We start from the raw sequence: 19,385 nt of genomic DNA on the forward strand, positions 1-19,385 counted from the left end.
AGCATTATAGCAAAACATAATTGAAAAGTGCTTATAAAACAGACTCATAATACAACTTTTTATGTCCTTTCATCCGCGATAAATCATAGCCATCCAGCAACCAATTGATCTGTTGTCCCGTCAATGACATGATCGCCTCGTCACCCTTCGACCAGCGGAACTTTTCCTCCGCTAAGGCTTTGTAATAGAGAACAAAACCGTTGTCTTCCCAGAATACGCATTTGATCTTGTTATAGCGTCGGTTGGTGAACGCGTACAATGCGCCATCGAAGGGATTGCGTCCCAGCTCTTGTTCGACAATCGCCGCCAACCCTAAAGCCGCTTTACGAAAATCCACCGGCTGGCGATAAAGATAGATCTCAGGCATCTCAACCGATGGGCGAAAATAGCGTGTCATGACGCCCATTCCAGCAACTGACGAACCAAGGCCAAATTGCCAGAATCAATGCCACGGATTTGTATCCCGCTAGGTAAAGATACCGATAAGCTGGATGGAGACTCTAGGATCGAGGGGGCTACTTTAACAAAACCAGACGCCTTGCCTTGTGACGTTGGGTTGGATTGTTTCTGGCACTTCTGCCGCCAATACATAAACTGCGAATAATTGAGATCCTGTTGTTTGCAAAACTGAGCGCCAGACAAGCCGGACTCGCCAGCGACTTTTACCTGTTCAAGCCAAAACTCAGAACGTGATTGAGAATCGGAAGGTTGATTCATAATAAACTCCTGCTAGTAAAAAAATAAACAGGCGTTAGGTTCTGAGATTATTCAATGGTCGGCAAGAATGCTGATTTAAGGGCGCTTACGGTATGGGCAATGGCAAAAGATCAAGACTTAGATGTTTTGTATTCCTACCTATACCATGCAACTTCTAGATTTGTTCATTTTTCTCCGAATACACTATTGAAAATGGCGTGGTATGATCCAGAAAATGAAGAGAGTCAATGTGATCCAGACTCTTGTAGCAAATACTATTATCAGTTTGTTAAGTTTTATAGCGCTCAATTATTGTCGTCTCTAATAAATCGTTTTCCTGAAAAAATTAATATAGAGGATGACCTAAAGAAAGCAATAAAGGAGAGATTGGACGAGGTGAATTCAATTCAGCGTTGGCCTGAGCTTGTAACTTTTGAAGAGCTAAACGTCAATAGCCCGTGGAATGATCATGATTTCGCTCGAAAAAACTCTTTTTGGAATGCATTTGTTTCCAGTCCAGAAGTTATTTTTGTACCAAAATGCTAACAAGCGCATGTTGCCGAACTGGTTTTCCGCTACGCTCCAAATTTGCCTCAGAGCAAGGCGTTACCCCCTTCGACGCAATCCCGATTGCGCGACCTTATGGAGTGTCAGGGTCATTGTTTGATGATCTATCTCTTACTAAATAACCAATCTATGCCTTACGATAAAAGTCGTGTTGCTAGACGTGATGTTAAACAATGTAAATGAGACGTTTGGGCGAAAGCCCGAGAAAGCGAATTTTTGGTTACTTTTTGGGCGCTAGCAAAAAGTTACACGCCCAGCAGGGCGGAATAAACTTGCAGCTCAAAGTCATTGAGAAGCCACAAATATACTTGAAGATCCAAAGAGCAACCCCATCCTCCGCCTTCCCCTTGGAAGACAAAAGGGTAAGGTACTAAGCCCTCGCCCAGCAGAGCGGAATAAAAGTCTTGAATCCAAAGCGTTTGAATGGAATCTAAATTCCGCGTCGGGCTAAAGCCGCGACCTACCTTAGAAAATGAAAGCTTCGCTTTCAGCGGCAGTTTTTAATTAGATAGTCGCTGCTCTTATGATGCCCTACGTTTTGGTTTTACACGAATAGCTACGAATAAGCCCCTTCGACGCAATCCCGATTGCGTGACTCTATGGAGTTCCCGAGTCATTAACGGAAAGGCTCTCTCGAACAGCAAGACTAATCTATGCCTTACGATAAAAGTCGTGTTGCTAGACGTGATGTTAAGCAAAGTGAATGAGACGTTTGGGCGATAGCCCGAGAAGAGAACAACCCCATCCTAACCTTCCTCCTAAAAAGGGAAGAGATTAATTCTTATTTTCCGTCAAATATCCGTACAAGTTGAGAGTGTTTTAAATTTGCACTACAATCCCTAAAATTACGGAATACATCCGTACGTAGGAGGGGTTATGGTAACGGCACGTTTAGATATCCGTCTTGATGAAGAGGTTAAGGCAAAAGCGGAAAAGGCTACGGCATTACTGGGTTTAAAAAGTCTCACTGAGTACGTCGTGAGGCTTATGGATGAAGATGCTACTCATGTTATTGAAAAGCATGAAAGTCTTGTGGTTAAAGACAGTGTCTTTGATGAGTTTATGGTGGCGTGTGATAAAGCAAAAGCACCTAATCAAGCGTTGTTGGATGCGGCTAAATTGACAGATGAGAGTGGTATTAGGTGAGTTGGGGTAAAGAGTTCGTAGAACTTAGTAAATCAAAGCATGACCGCAACTCATTTGACTGTGGTGAACAAGAGCTCAATACTTTTATCAAAACTCAAGCAGCAAAGCATATGCAAGCGGGTATTAGCCGAACGATGGTTTTACCTAGTGCTCAGCCACTGTTGAATCAAAAATACGCTATTTGTGCGTTTTATAGCGTTGCCCCGAGTTCTATCAGCCGAGAAACACTGCCAACAAAACTCGCTAATAAACTTCCTAGGTATCCCATCCCTGTTTTTCTTTTAGCTCAATTAGCCGTGCATAAAGAGTTTCATGGTTCAGGACTTGGTAAAGTGAGTTTAATTCGTGCACTGAAGTATTTGTGGGAAGTGAATCATCACATGAGGGCGTACGCCATTGTTGTGGATTGTCTGACAGATTCCGCTCAAGCCTTCTATACAAAGTTCGGATTTGAAGTGCTATGCGAACATAATGGGCGTGTTCGTATGTTCTTACCAATGAAAACGGTAGAGCAGCTTTTTAATCAATAGGCTACGAATATAACTATGTGAGTGATATGTTTGGGCGGCAGTCCGAAGAAGAAATTAACTCCACTCTAATCTTCCCCTTGGAAGACAAAAGGTGAAGGGACTAAGCCCTCGCCCAGCAGGGCTTAATGACTTAACTACAAGTGGTTTTGTGGGTGTTGTGATTGAGCGAGTACAGCCACTACCAAAATAAAACCGTCTTCTTTTGTAAAGTAAGCCGTGTGTTTGCCAACAGGAAAATAAAAACTGTTTGGAAAAATATCATCGCAACTACGACCTACGTCTGGATTGTCGGCTAGCATTTGAAAACCAGTTAGTAACGTGTGTTTATAGCTTTTGATTTTTTGTAAATGGGTCTGAGCCAATATACTCAGTTTGTATTTTGTCTTTTGCATAATGGGTTACAAGGCGCTTAGGAAATCTTCACCATCAACCACATTGCCTTGCGCCAAGTCTTGCTTAGCCGACTCGAAACAATGTTTAAGGTAGTCAGTTTTCATTGCTTCTAGTTCTTCATAGTCTCTGATAGACATTACCACTACGGCATCTTTGCTGTTTTTGCTAATTTTAACCGGCTCACGTTGGGCGCTTAGCAGAAGTTCACCAAAATTACGCTTAGCATCATTTGCTGTTAATGTGTGCATATTCAATCTCCAAATTTGGAGCTAAAGTAATATTATAGTTAGTCGCATGAAATGATCAATCTAATTAAATCGTGCGATTTGTGTGAAAAGTAGACTAGCAAAGCATTTAAGATGGATTCCTAATGCTTGGCATTTTTGCATCGATTGGCAAAAGTTACCCGCTTAGCAGGACGGAATGAAGGTTGTGAATTCAAAGCGTTTGAATTGAGTTTAAATTCCGCGTCGGGCTAAAGCTGCAACCTACCCTAGAACATGAAAGCTTCGCTTTCAATGGCACATTACGCTGCGCTCATGATGCCCTACGTCCTTTGTTTTCCATTACTGCAATCCCGAAGAAGTCAGTTCGACGCGACGAAGTTGCGCGACTCTATGGCGTTTCAGGGTCATTAACGTAAAGATTCTCTCCAGCAGCAGAACCAATCTATGCCTTACGATAAAAGTCGTGTTGCTAGACGTGATGTTAAACAATGTGAATGATACGTTTGGGCGAAAGCCCGAGAAAGCGAATTTTTGGTTACTTTTCGGGCGCTAGCAAAAAGTTACCCGCCCAGCAGGGCGGAATAAAGGTCGCGAATCCAAAGCGTTTGAATGGAACTCAAAGAAAAAACTAACCCAACCACACGAAGTGCCCCAATCTATGCGTTTACTAAAATCCTCTATCCACCCAAGTATCGAGTCTCTCGATCAATCTTCTTTTTTACGTCTTGCTGCCCGTGGGATTATTCTAAAAGGCGAGGATATTTTGATGTTGTATACCCAGCGTTACGATGATTACACCTTGCCGGGTGGTGGGATTGATGAGGGTGAAAATCAGGTGGAAGGTTTGATCCGTGAGTTAACGGAGGAGACTGGGGCGCGGAATATTCGCAATGTGAGGCGTTTGGTTTATATGAAGAGTTTCGGCCTTGGAATAGGGATGGTTTTGAGATCATGCAGATGAAGTCTTACTGTTATACCTGTGAGATTGATGAGCAGTTAGGCGAGACGAGTCTGGAAGATTACGAAGTCAAAAATGGTATGAAGCCAGTCTGGATTAATGTCCACGATGCTATTGAGCATAATCTCGATACGATTAAAAACAGTGATAAAAAAGGTATGTCGATTGAGCGGGAAACTTTTTTGTTGTGCTTGATTCGAGATGAGTTGTTGGTGGTATAGTAATCCCCTAAAAATAACAGCAGTCACAAGTAGAATTTTCTCGAAATCTAAACGCAAGAGGTTCTGCATGAAGAAATCTTATTACACTGACAGTCAGATCATGACTGTTTTAAAACAAGCGAAAGCTGGCACTGCGATTCCTGAATTGTGTAGAGAGTATGGTATGAGTGCTGTGTCCTTTTATAAATGGCGGTCTAAATACGGTGGTATGGATGATTCATTGATGGCTCGAATGAAAGAGCTTGAAGAAGAGAATTGTCGCCTTAAAAAGGTGTATGTCGAAGAGCGATAAAAGCAGAAGTGATCCAGTAAGCTATGGCAACGAGTGATGAAGCCGTCTCATGAAACCTAGCCTCTACTTTTAAATGTCTAAAAAAAGGGGCGTACTGTATAACCGATTGAAGAATGAATAATCGGTTATGTTTTCTCTAATTAACGATAAAATTTGATTTCTTATTGTGGGGTATATGAATATAAAAAGTTATTTTAAAAATATTAAAACACTTCACTTTGGCTATACATGTGCAGCCGTTGTTCTTCAAAGTGTGGCCATTTATTTACTTTTTCATCAAGAGTACCAGCGGTTTTTGTTCTATAGCTTTTTTGCGCTTGTGAATCTGGGATTAGCTATTTATTTCCGTCCTGTAAAACAAGACCCTTATCATCAAATATTGACTGAAGATGGTGAAATTGACAAAACCGTTTTCACCCTCGACTTTGACTCGTCAAAACAAATTATAAAAATATTGAACACTTTGAGATGGAATACCACGCTTGATCGTATGGAGAAAAAATTTCTTAACCTGCACCAAAATATTGCCTTGGCATTTGTACCAAGCAATGCCTCCAAAGCTGAAATTGAGGATGCGTCAGTCTACGACACTAGCCATACTTTTTTTACCGCAGCAATCAAATTTGAAGACGCTCGTAACACTGCTGTTAAATTATTTAAACAAATTATTGAATACAATAAAAGGCATGGTGAGTTTGCCACTCTATATGCGGATTATGACACGCTCGAAATACCGTATGGTCTAATTCTTGGTCAATACTTGGTAAAACATTCAAAACAATACTGTCATTTATATGGACAGTTTATAAAAACATTAGATATGGATCATGAAGTTTATGAGGCAGATGTAATATTTGATGGGTTTGAACGTTATGGTTGTTGTCCTGAAACACTCGAATTACTGGCTATTCGGTGCTTAAGTGCATCCGGCCAACATGGCGTAGAGGAGTTAGAGCTTTATGTTGATAATTTTTCTGTTAATGATTACTTAACTAATAAAACACACTATCAGTCATTCTTAGCCCAACTGAAACAAGAGTTGTTATGCATGTCAGCTAAAGAACAATCAAATGTACCAGAAGACCAAAGAACCGATTGCCTTATCAACCCAGATATTGTGGAATTTTGCCAAACGATCCTAGAGCAAAGCATTATTGATGAAAACCCCGACACACCTATCGCTTGCATCTTTAACGAGTTATACGACTGGGCACAAGAAAACCAATAGCCAGCCCCTACAAATTCCATCATCCGATATCTTATTAACGTAATCTAAAGGAACAAAGCCATTAATTACTCCTAAATTCAGATAATAAGTGCGGCACTGCGAATCAGGTGTAGAAGAAGCCAACTGCTGAAGTTGGTATGATTCTTCTTATCATAGAACAAAGCAGTACCAACATGAATTATCAGCAGTTAACCGAAGGCAAAAGATACCAGATTTCCGCTCTTTTAGGGCAAGAAATATCAGTGGCAAATATTGCACGAATACTGAATTGTCATAGTAGGACACGTAAAGTGCTGGTGAGTTCATCCGCGTTTTTTGTGGTGTTATTGTTGGTTTTAGGGCAACACTGGTGTTTTGCTCAATGAGGTAGGGTATGTTGGTTAGAAAATTTTTATACTTATTGGTGTTTATTTTATTACAGGGGTGCTCAAGTATTATGCCGAATTTAGGTGTTTCAAATGGAAAATTAGCTGTTTGTCCTAACTCGCCAAACTGTGTGAGTAGCCAAGTTCAAGTCGAGGATACGCATTATATCGAGCCTATCGTGCTGAAAGGCTCTAATGTCGATGCTCATGACAGTGTGTTAGCGGTGCTGGAATCGTTGAAGCGAGTGAAGGTTGTGGCGAATGAAGAGAATTACATTCATGCGGAATTTACCTCGGCGGTGTTTCGTTTTGTAGACGATGTAGAGTTTTTGTTTTCGCAAGAGCGCAGTGGAGAAGTTATTATCGATATTCGTTCCGCATCTCGAGTTGGGCATTCAGACTTTGGCGTGAATCGAAAACGTATGGAAGCCATTCGCAGTAAGTTACAGTAATAGCATTTTCTTAAGTCTAGCATCAAGGCTTGTAAATCGATCATGTCAAGAATTCTAAATGTATGGTTATAGGTATTGAGTTATAACTCTTGCTTCAATATAACGAAACGATGAATTTAAATGGTTCTTTGCTTAAGTAAGGTGAATGTATAATAGTTCATCGTTATTAATTAAGGGACTATAAATGAAGCAATCTTCCTCTGATATCACTGTCATTTTGTCTGAATCTAGCCTTGTTAGAGCCATTAGTGAGGTGGTTGCAGCTGTGGTTCAGTATGATGGTGTTCTGTCGATGGCCGAATATGCAGTTGTGGCCGATGTTAGTGTAGATTTAGCTGCCATTAGTGATAATAATCTTTTTGCCAACGCTATATTGACTGATTGTTTACTGATAAATATGGATTTAGATTCATCATTAAAGCATTTGTCTTCCTATGCAAAGAATTTAACGGAAGAGCAGCGGAATGCTCTACGACTGCTGTTTTCACCGCTTATTAAAATACAAGGAGAGTATGCGGATGAAATTGATGGCAAGTTGTCTCGTTGTCTTCGTTTGGGTGGGAAAACAGGGGCTTTTTTTTCTCATGCAGCAAGTTTTACTCAGATTAAACTACCTGTATTTGGAAAAAACAAAAAAACATCACTATCTAAAGGTGCTGTTGTTAAAAACGCTATGCTTATTTATGGAAAAGAGGAGTTGGCGAATATTTTTTCTGGAGATGAGGGCAGTTTTACTGCTTCACAGGTTGAAGCTTTATTTAAGTTTCAGAGTGACATAAAACAAATGTTGGCTCAGCTTCATGATCATACAAGAGTAATTGATAAGCAATCTGATGCTGTTGCTCAGGTCGTTGAGATCAGTGAAGCGCTAGAAATGCAGATAATGCAAAGGCTAAAGTTCGTTGAAAAGCGGTTGTTTTTATCAGCAGATCACTTTTCACAAGATATGGAAGACTTCTATGAGGCTGTATCAACAAGTTTTGCTTTAGACCTTAAAGATCTTGTATATGCCGTAGATTATACAAGCTCCGATGTTTGGGAGGTGCTTAACAAGGGAGGAGCAGGTCGCCAAATTCAAAGTGGTTATGAGCGAATAAAGAAGCGAATGGATGAAAATCTTCGTCTTTGGAATGATGAGTTAGAGGCTTTTTCAGGTGAACTCAATAGTTTAAATCATGCGGTGATGAGGTCACTCAATAGAATGGAATTTGAATCTCTTATTCCAGCTCGATCTCTTGGATTTAAAATCGCTGGTACCGCCGATATTGCCGCTAATACTGCAGTAACGGCAAGTGTTTTAGCTGTGTTAAGTACAAGTGCCTTAGTCGGTTTAAAGTTGGTAGCGTTCGGTTCTGTTATGTCAGTGCTAGGTACTCCAGCGGGTTTGGTTGCTCTTGGTGTTATGGGTGTTTCAACTGGATACACTATGTTCCGTAATGTCCGTTCTCGAATAAATAAAGAAATCAAAGAGCAACAGAACAAGCTTGTATCTGCTTTGCGTAAGGCTTTAGGTAATCCTGAAGAGGTTTATATTAAGGCCTGTGAAGAAATAATGGCTGGCTTTAATGAATCAGCCGAGCGAGAGCTACAGCCGATAATGCTAGAAGCTGCTTTAGCTAAGCATTATGGAGAGCAACAGCAAAGATTGATCGTTAAGTTATCAGCAGGAACAGAACAGTACATCGATACGTTAATGCTCCAGGTAGGTATAGATAAATAGTCCCCTTTCAATGATTAGCATGGAGTTTAGGGCAGACAAAAACTAGAATCGTTGGGGTTCTTATCTGCTCAGACTACCATTTCATTTTTCTAGTAGAAGAATCTCTTTTTATGCCGATAGAATACCTTGTGTTGTTGAGTTTCTATGTCTCCCTAAGCCTAATTACTTTCTGTTTCTATGGCGTTGATAAGTCCGCAGCTAAGCGTGGAAAACAAAGGATTCGTGAATCAACTCTGCATTTATTGTCTTTGTTTGGCGGTTGGTTTGGTGCTCTGTTGGGTCAAAAAGTGTTCCGTCATAAGACGAAGAAGTTGCCTTTTCTGCTGGTGTTTTGGTTGACGGTTATCGTGAATATTGTTGTAACCGGGTGTGTTTTTTATTTTCTCAGTTCTTTTGCTTTTGGTTAATCTCGTTACGTTATGTAATTTACATAGATTTTTTAGGCAAACACCATCAATAATAAGTACTTAGATGCGACGCTTTATTAGGTTGTTTTCTATAACCCTGTAAAAACGTGGATGTGTTTAGGTGCCTGCCCTATGAATAACAAAGAACTCGCAATTAATTTAGCTGACGTTATGGAGCTGATGCTTGATGCTGTTTGTGTTGTTGATCGCGATGGAAGTTTCGTTTTTGTTAGTGCGGCTTTTGAGGATATGTTTGGTTATGCGCCTGATGAAGTGATTGGCAAGCCTATGGTCAATATGGTCTATCCAGAGGATCGGGAGAAAACCCTATATGTTGCTGAGTCTGTCGTCGGTGGTAAGGTTTTGCCGCGCTTTGAGAATCGCTGGGTACGTAAAGATGGCAAGGTGGTGAATGTGCTTTGGTCGGCTAGGTGGTCGGAAGAGCATCAAGTCAGAATTGCGGTTGCCCATGACATTACTGAGCGTAAGGAAATGGAGGCTCAGCTGCTGTATGCGGCGGGCCATGATGATTTGACGGATTTACCAAATCGTACTTTGCTTTTAGATCGTTTGCAGGCGTCGCTATCCTTGGCAGAGCGTGAGCAGGTTGGGTTATCGGTTTTGTTTATTGATATTGATGGCTTTAAAGATATTAATGACGGTTATGGTCATGCGGTTGGGGATTTGTTATTACAGCAAATAGCCAAAAGGCTAGGTGATTGTGTCCGTAAGTCAGACACGGTTGGGCGACTGGGTGGCGATGAGTTTTTAATTATTTTAAATAAAGTGAATAATACGCAAAGCGCTGTTCTGGTTGCTGAAAAAATCCGCGAGACTTTATCTACCATTTTTGTTGTTGAAGGTTCTTCTATGCTTGTTTCTGCCAGTATCGGTATTGCGCGTTATCCCGAAAACGGTAAACAGCCGTTGGATTTGGTGCAGTCTGCGGATCAGGCTATGTATCAAGCAAAAAAAAAATGGTGGCGATAAGGTTGTTTTAGCCGCTTCTTAGGTTTTTTCGCTTTAGGATGTGCTTTGGGTTATTGAGCGCTTCTTATCGAGAAGGTAATATCCTTGTCACGTCTCATCACTCTTCTGTCAGTTTATTTTCTGGTGCAAATTAGCAAATATACTGGAAATACACATTCTGTTTGATCCGTGGTTTACGATTTGCTTTCTTCGTGTAGCTTTCCGTTTTACTATCGGGGGATTGGGCGAGAAGCAAAGTCTAGAGTCCACATAACACCAATACATCTCACTGGTGTTGTTTGTAATCATTTAACTTTATAGGAAACAATAATGGCGGCTTTTGGTAGCGTGTTTATGCCTAAGATGGCATTGGCAACATTCGAAAATAATCAGTGGAGTGACGCAAAAATTGTCGCATCGGACAGCATTCAGTTGCATCCAGGTGCGCACGTATTGCATTACTCAAGTACCTGTTTTGAGGGTTTGAAGGCGTTTCGTCATGCTGATGGCAGTGTACATGTGTTTCGTATGGACCAAAATATTAAGCGTTTAGCACAAAGTAGCCGTCTATTGTCTTTGCCAATTTTGGATGAAGCTCAAGTTTCTAAAATGATTATTGATGCGGTTGCTGAGTTTGCGACTGATGTGCCAGAGCCACCAGGATCTATGTATATTCGCCCCACTCACATTGGTACGGAAGCGGCGGTTGGTAAAGCGGCGGCGCCAACAGCAACGTCTATGTTGTATGTTTTGTTGTCTCCTGTAGGTGATTATTTTACTGGTGGTGCTAAAGCGCTTCGCCTTCTATTGGATGAAACGGGCATGCGTTGTGCGCCACACATGGGGATGATCAAAAGTGGTGGTAACTACGCCAGTGCTTTGGGTCCTATGATGAAGGCGAAAGCGGAAGTGCAAGCAGACCAAATTTTGTTCTGTCCAAATGGCGATGTACAAGAAACCGGCGCGGCGAACTTCTTGTTGATCGACGGTAATGAAATTATTACTAAAGGCTTGGATTCCTCTTTCCTACATGGTGTGACGCGTTCTTCTATTCTTACGCTTGCAGCGGATTTGGGTATGACAGTAACGGAGCGCGATTTGACGGTTGCTGAATTATTAGAGCGTGCTGCTAAACCAGAAGTGGAAGCGGTGTTGTCTGGTACTGCTGCGGTATTAACGTCTGTTGGTACTTTTATTCACAAGGATAAAGAGTACAAAGTCGGTACTGGCGAGCCAGGTCCTATCGCGCTGAAACTTCGCCAAGCATTGAATGATATTCAGTGGGGCAAAGCGGAAGACAAGCATAATTGGTTAACCAAAGTTTGCTAAGTTGATTCTATTTTAGGCTGTAAAAAAAATGGGCTGACATGTTGAGTGTCAGCCCATTTTTAGTAATGTCGTATTAGCTTCTTAAAGTGCTAGTCTCAGAGAGGCAAAAAAAGCATTTTGATCATTTTGGGAAAATTGAGCAACATCATAATTTGCTCCAATAGAGAAGTTTTTCGTCATGTAGTATCTTAGCCCTAGGGCAAAACTGCTGTCGGTTTCTCTATAGACATCATCGTATTTTATTTTACCTTCAAACTCTAGGCGGTCAGCTAATGAGCTACGTAGGCCAGCGGTAAATCGATAGCCAGTTTCATCATTATTGTTGCCCCAGTCTGCTTTTACAAGCTGTAGCAAGCCGAATAAGCTAGATGCTCGACCTACAGGTGCATAAATACCAGCGCCGATAGCCGTGACATCAAGGCTGCCGTATTCGGTGGATTCAGCAGCAATGAAAGGTCCATTTCCAAGCTCAAAAGCACCAGAAAGAGAAGAATAGCCATCATCGGAAGGGTTGCGGTTGTCTGGATCTATTTTGCCAAATCCATAATCAAGATAAGTAAATGTCGCCGCTTGAGCGCCAGTTGATAGGGCAAGTGTTGTTGCTGCTAAGCCTGCAAGTAGTATTTTTTTCATTCTCTTCTCCATACATTCGATAAATGAAAACGGTGAGCAAAATGTGTGCTTTGCTATTTTATCTACTAGGTAAGCGGCCGCTTTCCCTCAAAGTTTAATGAAACTTAAGAATTATTTTGCTTTGAAACCTTATTTTTGGGTAACCTGATGATATAAATGATATTTTAATCGTTATATGTATTTGCTATATCAAGTGCTTGTTTTATCCCAATTTCAAAGCTGAAGGCATTGTCTATGAAAGCTGTTCTGAGAAAACTCTGTTCCCCTGTGTTGAGGATATTTGAATCTGGCGAGGGGGAGTTTGATTATAAATCATCTCATCGGACTATTTTGATTGTATTGGGATTACTTTGCTTAGTGATCGCGTCTATTTCCTTGGCGATGACCTTGATGACGCGCGAACCCGCTGGCGTTATTCCAATTATGGTATTCTTATTGACGGGTTTGGTGTGTGAAATAGTTGGCTTGCTAGGAACGGATCGAGCGGTAGCGAGAATTTGGAAACGTAATTAATTACATGGTTAACCGTTGTTTTAAAAAGAAAAAGGCGACATTGAGTCGCCTTCAGTGATCTTGTGCTAATTTACACACTTAAGAACGGTCTTTGCCTTTATTGCGAGGCATGTCTTTTCCACAATTTTCTAGACGTTGTTTTTGTAGCTCGGTGAATTTTGCTTTTTGCTCGGGTGTTAAAAGACTGAGCATTTGGTGTTGTTTACTCAGCATCTCCGTTTTGCGTTTAACTTGTTTATCTGACATTTCTTGTGCCAGTTGCGTGGCTTTAGCTGGATCAAATTTATCTGCCATAAGTAGAGCATTTACTTCATCAAAGTGCGCCATTCTTGCGTCTTTACGTTGCTCAGCGTTGTCTTTGAAGCTTGCTTTCATTTCTTCTCGGTTGGTCTGATGAAGCGTTTTAAATTGTTCTTTTTGGTTATCTGTTAGATCGAGTTCTTTCATTATGCCGCGGTCTAAGCCAAGACGACATTCATCATGTGGGCCTTTGTGATATTTCCCGCCAAACGCATATGCGCTAGTGCTCAATACTAGTGGTAAAACAACAGAAGCTAGAATAAGTTTTTTTGCGATTTTCATATTTTCTTCCTTATATTCTTTAGGGGATCAGATTATTGATAAGTACTGCGTTCTGAACGCATAGAAGTAGAATAGAGGCTGTAAGGTAAAGCGGCGTATCCGCAAGGTAAAGTATCGTAAAGGCTGCGTCGCGCTTGGTATTTCGACGTAAAATAAACAATGCTAGATAGACGTAAAGTACAAGGCTGACATTCTTTGCATTTCGGTTGTGCTAAACGGTAATTGATAAATTTCATATTTTAGGATGGGTAAATGCCACACATTTTGATAATCGATGATGACGTTGAATTGAGCGATTTGCTCAAAGAAGTGTTGTCATTTGAAAGCTTCACAGTATCCACCGCTTATGACGGTGTGGCAGGTTTGGCGACGATGGATGATAGTGTGGATTTGATATTACTTGATGTGATGATGCCTAAGCTAAACGGTTTTGAAACGCTAAAACAGTTACGTGAAAAATGGGATGTGCCTGTTTTGATGCTAACGGCGAAAGGTGAAGAGATTGATCGTGTGGTGGGTCTTGAACTGGGTGCGGATGATTATTTGCCGAAGCCGTTCAGTGAGCGCGAGTTGCTGGCAAGGATTCGCGCCATATTACGCAGAACGCAAACCAATCAAGCTCAACCGCAGAATGATGGCGTCGTTTATCGAGACATTAAGATTTATCCGGGAAGAGTAGAAGCCTATTGCAATGAGGTTCTATTGGATCTAACCAGTACGGAATTTGCCTTGTTACATCATTTTTTACTTCATCCAGGTCAAGTATTAACGAAAGAGGTGTTGAGCCTTGATGTTTTGGGTAAGCGTCTGGCGGCTTTTGATCGGGCAGTCGATATGCATGTTTCGAATTTACGTAAAAAACTGCCAGACTGGCCGAATGGCAAACCTCGTATTAAAACCTTACGTGGACGTGGTTATTTGCTGGTGGAGGGCGATTGATGCGCTTACCAAAGATCACCAGCTTGTACGGTCGTATTTTTGCTATTTTTTGGTTTACCATGTTTTTGGTGATTTTGGCGGTGTTGGCTTTACCGCATTTTGACCCTCGTAAGCCAAGAGACATTCCGCCTTCTTATTATGATCGGATGCTGCAAATGCGAGATCAGGTTGAGCGGAAGTTTGCTTCGGCTGATGATTTAGCCCAAGTGCTACCTAATTTAGAGGGCTGGTCTCGTCGTGGGCCAGATGATAATAAATTGCGGCTTTTTATCACCGACCTTGATGGCAATGTTATCACTACGGATCGCCGTCCTGATTTTAGTTATAAGGCGTTGCGTAATTTCGTCACGACCATTGATAATCCTGAGAGTCCGCAGCAAAAACTCTATGCTAAGACGATGATCTCTGGTCCGCTTCCCATTCGTTTAGCAAAAAGTGACTACTTTCTTTATGTTGGAGCTCGCTGGAGTGAACCGCCGCATTTCTTATTACAATTATTTGATCATCCGTTCCGTTTGTTGTTAGCCGTGATGTTAGTTAGTACGCCTTTATTACTTTGGTTGGCATGGGCGTTGAGTCAGCCCGCGCGTCGTCTTGAAAAAGCGGCGCAGCGGGTTGCGCAGGGTGTGTTTGTAATTGATCCAGAACTTGAGAAAGGCACGTCGGAGTTTCGTCAAGCAGGCGCCAGTTTTAATCAAATGGTGGAAGCGGTTAATTTGATGATTTCACGTCAGCAGCGTTTGTTATCGGATATTTCCCATGAGCTGCGCTCTCCTTTGACTCGTCTGAGAATGGCGCAAGCTTTGGCAAAGCGCAAGTTAGGCGAAAGTGCCGATTTAACGCGCATTGATACCGAAGCTCAGCGTCTTGAGCAAATGATAGGTAAACTGCTTGAACTGTCCAGCGTGCAGGTGGATAGCCATGTGAAGCGAGAGGCTCAGCCACTATCTAGCTTATTTGACGCCTTGTTGGCAGACAGTCAATTTGAAGCGGAACAAATGGGCAAAACCTTGTTTTTGTCGGATGTTCCTAACCGAATGATTACTTGTCATCCGCAATTGTTAATGAGTGCATTGGAAAATATTGTTCGCAATGCAATTCATTACGGTAATAATCAGATTCAAGTCTCGTTGGAGGCCCGCGCAGATACATTATCTATTCGAGTGGAAGACGATGGTGACGGTGTGCCTGACGATGAATTTGATTCTATTTTTCGGCCGTTTTATCGCGTTTCGGCGGCACGTGATCGACACAGTGGAGGGACAGGATTAGGGTTGGCCATCGCCGAAAATGCGGTTCGTCAACATAATGGAACGATCAAAGCCGCTCGGAGCGTATTAGGTGGGCTGCTGGTGGAAGTGACTTTGCCGCTCGTTTTGCCACGACAAGAAAAGCCATAATATTTTTAATCTTTGTTTTTACGAAAGCATTAGTAGACAAAGCGATTGATTCGGCTCATATTAGTAACTCATCGTTCTTATTATGCATTCGGTTAATCGCTTTCCCAAAAGCTTTCCTTAGAAGTACAGAGTAACGCAGAGAGTATCTCTCTCGCACCTTGCCTTTTTTATACTTTATTTGAATAAGAAATTTGCTAATAAGCGCTTGGTCTATTTAATTAGACTCGTTTTTGAAAACAAGAAAAGGGAGAAGCCTTGTCGTTTTTCTCTAAAACAATAGGTCATACATGATAAATACAGCTAAAGAATTTGTACTACAACGAATTTGCATTTTTGCAAGTCAGACATTCGACCCTAACTCCGACTCGCAAGTGGTTGGATTATTAAAAAGTAAATTCAATATCCGTTTGCCGCAAAGACGTTCTATCAATGAGTCTTTATCGTCTTCTGTAAGTGATCACGAAATTATTTCTTTAATTCTAAAATATCGCTCGATGAAAGAATCTTAATGTCGAGTCGTTAATTCCTGCTTATTTTTTGACACACAAAAAGATTGCGTTACCAGATACCTTGTCCCAAGGGGTGATTTTGTCGTGCTCGTGTTCAAATATATGAACATCAAAATATGGCATTAACAGCGCTTGTAGTTCATTAAAGCTTGATGCCACCATAGGGTGTTCGTCTGTCCAAAGCTGAGTTTGTTGTGCGCTTGTTTTTTCAATGCTCAGCTTTAGTGTTTGCTTTTCGCCCTCGCCATGATAATACCAAGAAGAACCAAACGAGAACTCGCTGTTGTCGTGCATCACGCTGTGTTTCGCAGATAGATTATTGTCTATATGGTTCTTATCGACCGAGTTGAAACAAAACACACCGCCAGTATTGAGGGCTTTGTGGACATTTTGAATACAGCTCGTGAGGTTTTGGATGTCACCGCTGTAATGAATTGAGTATAAGAAACAGGTAATGAAATCATAAGGTGCAGCTGTTTCAAACGCGCACATATTGCCTAATTCGAATTGCGCATTAGGGCAACGTTGCTTAGCAATATCCAGCATAGGCTGATTGATGTCTAGTCCGCTGCATTGATAGCCTTGTTGGCTAAGGTAGCTGATATGCGGTCCTGTTCCACAAGCCAAATCTAAATGCAGTTTCCCACCATTGCCGAAAATTTGATGCAGTCGATGCGCGCTGTTGCTTTGGGCTTGATAATTAATATCCGCACACATTAAATCGTAATAGCCGGATAAGTCCGTATAGAGCGCGTTGTCAGACATGTTTTCTTCACTCGGTGAGTAGATAATATGATGGGGTGAATTTTGATGGCGAATAATATAGTAGATCGTATTTTTTGCGAAGCTAAAAAAACAGGAACAAAGTGAGACTTTGTTCCTGTTTTTTTTATTGATCTTGTTCAGACAAAGATAAAGAATTTAGCGATGAACAAGGCTGCTAAAAAGTAAACTGCAACGCTTACTTGTTTGCCTTGCCCCGACAATAGCTTGATGACAGCGTAGCTGATGAAAGCCAATGCAATGCCATCTGCGATTGAATAGGTTAGCGGCATAGTGAAAGCAGCAATCAGAACAGGGGCTGCTTCAGTAATATCATCCCAATCAACATGCGATAGACTGCTTGTCATCAAAACGGCGACATACATTAATGCACCAGCGGTTGCATAAGCAGGAATAGATCCAGCCAGTGGAGCAAAAAACAAGCTTAATAAAAACAGTAGCGCAACAACCACGGCTGTTAATCCAGTACGGCCGCCAGCAGCGACACCAGAAGCACTTTCGATGTAACTTGTTGTAGACGATGTACCCAATGCAGCACCAACAACAGTCGCACCAGAATCCGCTAGCAATGCTTTTTTAAGACGAGGCAGCTTGCCTTCTTTATCCAATAAGCCACCGCGTTGTCCCACGCCAATCAAGGTACCAGATGTATCAAACAAATCGACAAAGAAAAACGCAAAAATCACACTTAGCATGCTGATTTGGAAAGCACCTTCTATATCCATTGCCATGAAAGTTGGAGCCACGGATGGTGGCATAGAAACTAATCCACCAAATTCATTTTGACCAAATAGAATCGACAGAACTGTCACGAATAGTATGCCGATCATCACTGCGCCTGTGATATTCAAATACGCCAAAGCACAAATGATAAAAAAGCCAAGCAAACCATAAATTGCAGCAGGAGAAGAAAGGTCGCCTAGGGATACCAATGTGGCTGGGTTTGTCACAATGATGCCTGTGTTTTGCAGGGCAATCATGGCTAAGAAAAGACCAATGCCGGCAGCAATACCTAGTTTCAAAGAAGATGGAATAGCATTAATAACCCATTCGCGAATACGAAAAATACTGATAAAAATGAAAAGAATACCAGATAGGAATACCGCGCCAAGTGCTTGTTCCCATGTGTAGCCCATGCCTAAGACTACACCGTAAGTAAAGAAAGCGTTCAAGCCCATGCCAGGTGCAAGCGCAATCGGGTAATTGGCATAAAGACCCATAATCAGACAGCCTATTGCGGCGGCAAGACAGGTTGCGACAAATACAGCACCTTGATCCATTCCTGCTTGAGCAAGGATAGAAGGGTTAACGAAAATTATATAGGCCATCGTTAAGAAGGTAGTAATACCTCCGATAATTTCATTACGTACTGTCGTATTGTGTGCTTTTAGTTGGAAATAACGTTCGAGCATAGCGCAACCTTTTACTAGTGGGGCGACGGGTATTCATGTTTTGTGAATTGGCTCACAATAAAATACGCCGAGATAAGTTAGCAACTGATCATTTGGTCAGTAATAATTTCGGTGGCAAGTATAAAAAAAACGAAGGAGTTTTGGGAGGAAAAATGCACAAAATAATAGATTTGGTTCATGAAAGAGTAAAAACTCCTCTATTGTTGAGCTTTTACTCTAATGAAAACTGGCGTGATTAAAGCCTAGAGACTTGATAGCCGTTAGCTTTGAGTTTTTGAAGAAGGCTGTCTGGCCCTGCTAGATGCATTGCCCCAACCATGATGAATTCGACTCCGTCGTCTCTCAGCATGTTTTCGATTTGAGGTATCCAAAGGTTATTTCTATCAACTAATAATGATTGATATATCTCTGGATAATCTTGTTCAAAGTCTTTTAATTCTATGGCGGCCATGGAGTCCATGTCGCCTTTGCGCCAGCTTTCTCTAAGATCATTCATGGTTTTTGGCATATCTTTGATGTCTGATAAGGTGTAATTAATCACTTCGTTACTGTCTTGGTTATTGAGATTGCTAAGCATTTCGACTTGGGCTTCGGGCTCTTCCAACCAGCCTTTAGGTTTGTGATCTTGCTGGGCTTTTTGTGCATAAAACTGATCTACGCCTTCACTGGTAAATCCTAGATGCTTCAGCTCAATCATACTTAGGGAAATGGCTAGCGCGCTTGGTTTGAGGTGTTGAATGGCGGTAAATGGAATTTGTCTGGCGTTCAAATAGATTTTTAGTGATTGATAGGTTTCTGGCGAGATCACTTGATCTATGGTAGTGCCATCGGAATAAGATAGCTCTGTTTGCATTTGTCGCCTGAATGCAGCATCGCTTAGGGTTTCCATGTTGGTTTCAAAAATAACTTTGTCGGCCGCTTGATAAGCCTTTTCGTAGGCTTTAGGTAGCGGGTAATCTTGTGGCGTGAGTAAGTGAATAGTGCCACCAATGTAAAGTGTATTTGCACCTGATGTTACTTTCCAAACGGAAGCGGCTTGAGTTTGAAATGTAGCGGCCGCAAGTAAGGTTAGGCCAATTTTTTTGAGAAAGTTCATTAGATACCTGAATGGTTT

General features: G+C 41.6%; 24 protein-coding genes and 2 pseudogenes. 17 read left to right on the forward strand and 9 right to left on the reverse strand.

Going from position 1 to position 19,385, the window contains the following annotated elements:
* Positions 1-31: 31 nt before the first annotated feature.
* Together tnpB and tnpA are read right to left on the reverse strand one after the other, a co-directional pair.
* Entirely contained in the window at positions 32-397 is a 366-nt protein-coding gene (tnpB, locus tag ACO05V_RS09855) for an IS66 family insertion sequence element accessory protein TnpB (RefSeq protein WP_421850368.1), read from the reverse strand.
* Entirely contained in the window at positions 394-717 is a 324-nt protein-coding gene (tnpA, locus tag ACO05V_RS09860) for an IS66 family insertion sequence element accessory protein TnpA (RefSeq protein WP_421850371.1), read from the reverse strand. The genes tnpB and tnpA overlap by 4 nt, the downstream gene beginning before the upstream one ends.
* Positions 718-816: 99 nt before the next feature.
* Here tnpA and ACO05V_RS09865 point away from each other — a divergent pair, with 99 nt between their 5' ends.
* The 3 genes from ACO05V_RS09865 (at position 817) to ACO05V_RS09875 (ending at position 2,939) form a co-directional block, all read left to right on the forward strand.
* A complete protein-coding gene (locus tag ACO05V_RS09865) occupies positions 817-1,242 on the forward strand; it encodes a hypothetical protein (protein ID WP_421850374.1) in 426 nt (141 codons plus the stop codon).
* Between the two features lie 897 nt (positions 1,243-2,139).
* Positions 2,140-2,409: a DUF1778 domain-containing protein gene (locus tag ACO05V_RS09870; protein WP_421850377.1), complete on the forward strand. Its 270-nt coding sequence runs from the start codon at positions 2,140-2,142 to the stop codon at positions 2,407-2,409.
* The gene (locus ACO05V_RS09875) at positions 2,406-2,939 is read left to right on the forward strand and encodes a GNAT family N-acetyltransferase (RefSeq protein ID WP_421850380.1); all 534 of its coding nucleotides are present in this window, start codon (positions 2,406-2,408) and stop codon (positions 2,937-2,939) included. Before ACO05V_RS09870 ends, ACO05V_RS09875 begins: the two co-directional genes overlap by 4 nt.
* 134 nt (positions 2,940-3,073) lie before the next feature.
* Here ACO05V_RS09875 and ACO05V_RS09880 read toward each other — a convergent pair whose 3' ends face one another.
* Both ACO05V_RS09880 and ACO05V_RS09885 read right to left on the reverse strand, forming a co-directional pair.
* The gene (locus tag ACO05V_RS09880) at positions 3,074-3,331 is read right to left on the reverse strand and encodes a type II toxin-antitoxin system RelE/ParE family toxin (protein WP_421850383.1); all 258 of its coding nucleotides are present in this window, start codon (positions 3,329-3,331) and stop codon (positions 3,074-3,076) included.
* A gap of 6 nt (positions 3,332-3,337) precedes the next feature.
* Positions 3,338-3,580, reverse strand: coding sequence for a type II toxin-antitoxin system Phd/YefM family antitoxin (locus ACO05V_RS09885; protein ID WP_111606950.1), 243 nt, complete (start codon positions 3,578-3,580; stop codon positions 3,338-3,340).
* 637 nt (positions 3,581-4,217) lie between these two features.
* Between ACO05V_RS09885 and ACO05V_RS09890 the strand changes: the two genes are divergently transcribed.
* The 10 genes and pseudogenes from ACO05V_RS09890 (at position 4,218) to ACO05V_RS09935 (ending at position 11,500) form a co-directional block, all read left to right on the forward strand.
* Complete coding sequence (locus ACO05V_RS09890; RefSeq protein WP_421850386.1) at positions 4,218-4,520, forward strand: NUDIX domain-containing protein; 303 nt, start codon at positions 4,218-4,220, stop codon at positions 4,518-4,520.
* Complete coding sequence (locus tag ACO05V_RS09895; RefSeq protein ID WP_421850389.1) at positions 4,511-4,738, forward strand: hypothetical protein; 228 nt, start codon at positions 4,511-4,513, stop codon at positions 4,736-4,738. The genes ACO05V_RS09890 and ACO05V_RS09895 overlap by 10 nt, the downstream gene beginning before the upstream one ends.
* 67 nt (positions 4,739-4,805) lie before the next feature.
* Positions 4,806-5,027: pseudogene (locus tag ACO05V_RS09900) on the forward strand (transposase); the annotation flags it as partial.
* Positions 5,028-5,205: 178 nt separating this feature from the next.
* The gene (locus ACO05V_RS09905) at positions 5,206-6,258 is read left to right on the forward strand and encodes a hypothetical protein (protein WP_421850391.1); all 1,053 of its coding nucleotides are present in this window, start codon (positions 5,206-5,208) and stop codon (positions 6,256-6,258) included.
* 173 nt (positions 6,259-6,431) lie between these two features.
* Positions 6,432-6,542 (forward strand): annotated as a pseudogene (locus tag ACO05V_RS09910) (IS30 family transposase); the annotation flags it as partial.
* 89 nt (positions 6,543-6,631) lie between these two features.
* A complete protein-coding gene (locus ACO05V_RS09915) occupies positions 6,632-7,075 on the forward strand; it encodes a DUF1499 domain-containing protein (RefSeq protein ID WP_421850394.1) in 444 nt (147 codons plus the stop codon).
* Between the two features lie 184 nt (positions 7,076-7,259).
* Positions 7,260-8,795: a hypothetical protein gene (locus ACO05V_RS09920; protein WP_421850397.1), complete on the forward strand. Its 1,536-nt coding sequence runs from the start codon at positions 7,260-7,262 to the stop codon at positions 8,793-8,795.
* Between the two features lie 110 nt (positions 8,796-8,905).
* Positions 8,906-9,202 carry a DUF1294 domain-containing protein gene (locus tag ACO05V_RS09925; protein WP_421850400.1) on the forward strand — a complete coding sequence of 99 codons (297 nt, stop codon included), beginning with the start codon at positions 8,906-8,908 and terminating at the stop codon, positions 9,200-9,202.
* Positions 9,203-9,334: 132 nt separating this feature from the next.
* Entirely contained in the window at positions 9,335-10,192 is an 858-nt protein-coding gene (locus tag ACO05V_RS09930) for a diguanylate cyclase domain-containing protein (RefSeq protein ID WP_421850403.1), read from the forward strand.
* A gap of 309 nt (positions 10,193-10,501) precedes the next feature.
* Complete coding sequence (locus ACO05V_RS09935; RefSeq protein ID WP_421850406.1) at positions 10,502-11,500, forward strand: branched-chain amino acid aminotransferase; 999 nt, start codon at positions 10,502-10,504, stop codon at positions 11,498-11,500.
* An 81-nt stretch (positions 11,501-11,581) separates the two neighbouring features.
* On the opposite strand, the gene ACO05V_RS09940 is transcribed toward ACO05V_RS09935, so the two are convergent.
* Entirely contained in the window at positions 11,582-12,133 is a 552-nt protein-coding gene (locus ACO05V_RS09940) for a hypothetical protein (RefSeq protein ID WP_421850409.1), read from the reverse strand.
* 234 nt (positions 12,134-12,367) lie between these two features.
* Between ACO05V_RS09940 and ACO05V_RS09945 the strand changes: the two genes are divergently transcribed.
* Positions 12,368-12,646: a hypothetical protein gene (locus tag ACO05V_RS09945; RefSeq protein ID WP_421850412.1), complete on the forward strand. Its 279-nt coding sequence runs from the start codon at positions 12,368-12,370 to the stop codon at positions 12,644-12,646.
* Between the two features lie 78 nt (positions 12,647-12,724).
* Here the strand turns inward: ACO05V_RS09945 and ACO05V_RS09950 are convergent, their stop codons facing one another.
* Positions 12,725-13,228 (reverse strand): CpxP family protein, encoded by a 504-nt coding sequence (locus ACO05V_RS09950; RefSeq protein WP_421850415.1) that lies wholly within the window; start codon positions 13,226-13,228, stop codon positions 12,725-12,727.
* A gap of 252 nt (positions 13,229-13,480) precedes the next feature.
* On the opposite strand from ACO05V_RS09950, the gene ACO05V_RS09955 reads away from it, so the two are divergent.
* From ACO05V_RS09955 to ACO05V_RS09965, 3 genes are all read left to right on the forward strand, one after another.
* Positions 13,481-14,167, forward strand: coding sequence for a response regulator (locus ACO05V_RS09955; protein WP_421850418.1), 687 nt, complete (start codon positions 13,481-13,483; stop codon positions 14,165-14,167).
* Complete coding sequence (gene cpxA, locus ACO05V_RS09960) at positions 14,167-15,567, forward strand: envelope stress sensor histidine kinase CpxA (protein ID WP_421850421.1); 1,401 nt, start codon at positions 14,167-14,169, stop codon at positions 15,565-15,567. Before ACO05V_RS09955 ends, cpxA begins: the two co-directional genes overlap by 1 nt.
* Positions 15,568-15,854: 287 nt before the next feature.
* On the forward strand, positions 15,855-16,076 hold the full coding sequence (locus ACO05V_RS09965) for a hypothetical protein (protein ID WP_421850423.1): 222 nt from the start codon (positions 15,855-15,857) through the stop codon (positions 16,074-16,076).
* 21 nt (positions 16,077-16,097) lie between these two features.
* Here the strand turns inward: ACO05V_RS09965 and ACO05V_RS09970 are convergent, their stop codons facing one another.
* The 3 genes from ACO05V_RS09970 to ACO05V_RS09980 form a co-directional block, all read right to left on the reverse strand.
* Positions 16,098-16,841 carry a class I SAM-dependent DNA methyltransferase gene (locus ACO05V_RS09970; RefSeq protein ID WP_421850425.1) on the reverse strand — a complete coding sequence of 248 codons (744 nt, stop codon included), beginning with the start codon at positions 16,839-16,841 and terminating at the stop codon, positions 16,098-16,100.
* Positions 16,842-16,978: 137 nt separating this feature from the next.
* A complete protein-coding gene (locus tag ACO05V_RS09975) occupies positions 16,979-18,271 on the reverse strand; it encodes an NCS2 family permease (protein ID WP_421850428.1) in 1,293 nt (430 codons plus the stop codon).
* A 235-nt stretch (positions 18,272-18,506) separates the two neighbouring features.
* Positions 18,507-19,367, reverse strand: coding sequence for a TraB/GumN family protein (locus tag ACO05V_RS09980; RefSeq protein ID WP_421850431.1), 861 nt, complete (start codon positions 19,365-19,367; stop codon positions 18,507-18,509).
* Between the last annotated feature and the right edge of the window lie 18 nt (positions 19,368-19,385).

Source organism: Marinomonas sp., assembly GCF_965225885.1.
Classification (GTDB): Bacteria; Pseudomonadota; Gammaproteobacteria; order Pseudomonadales; family Marinomonadaceae; genus Marinomonas.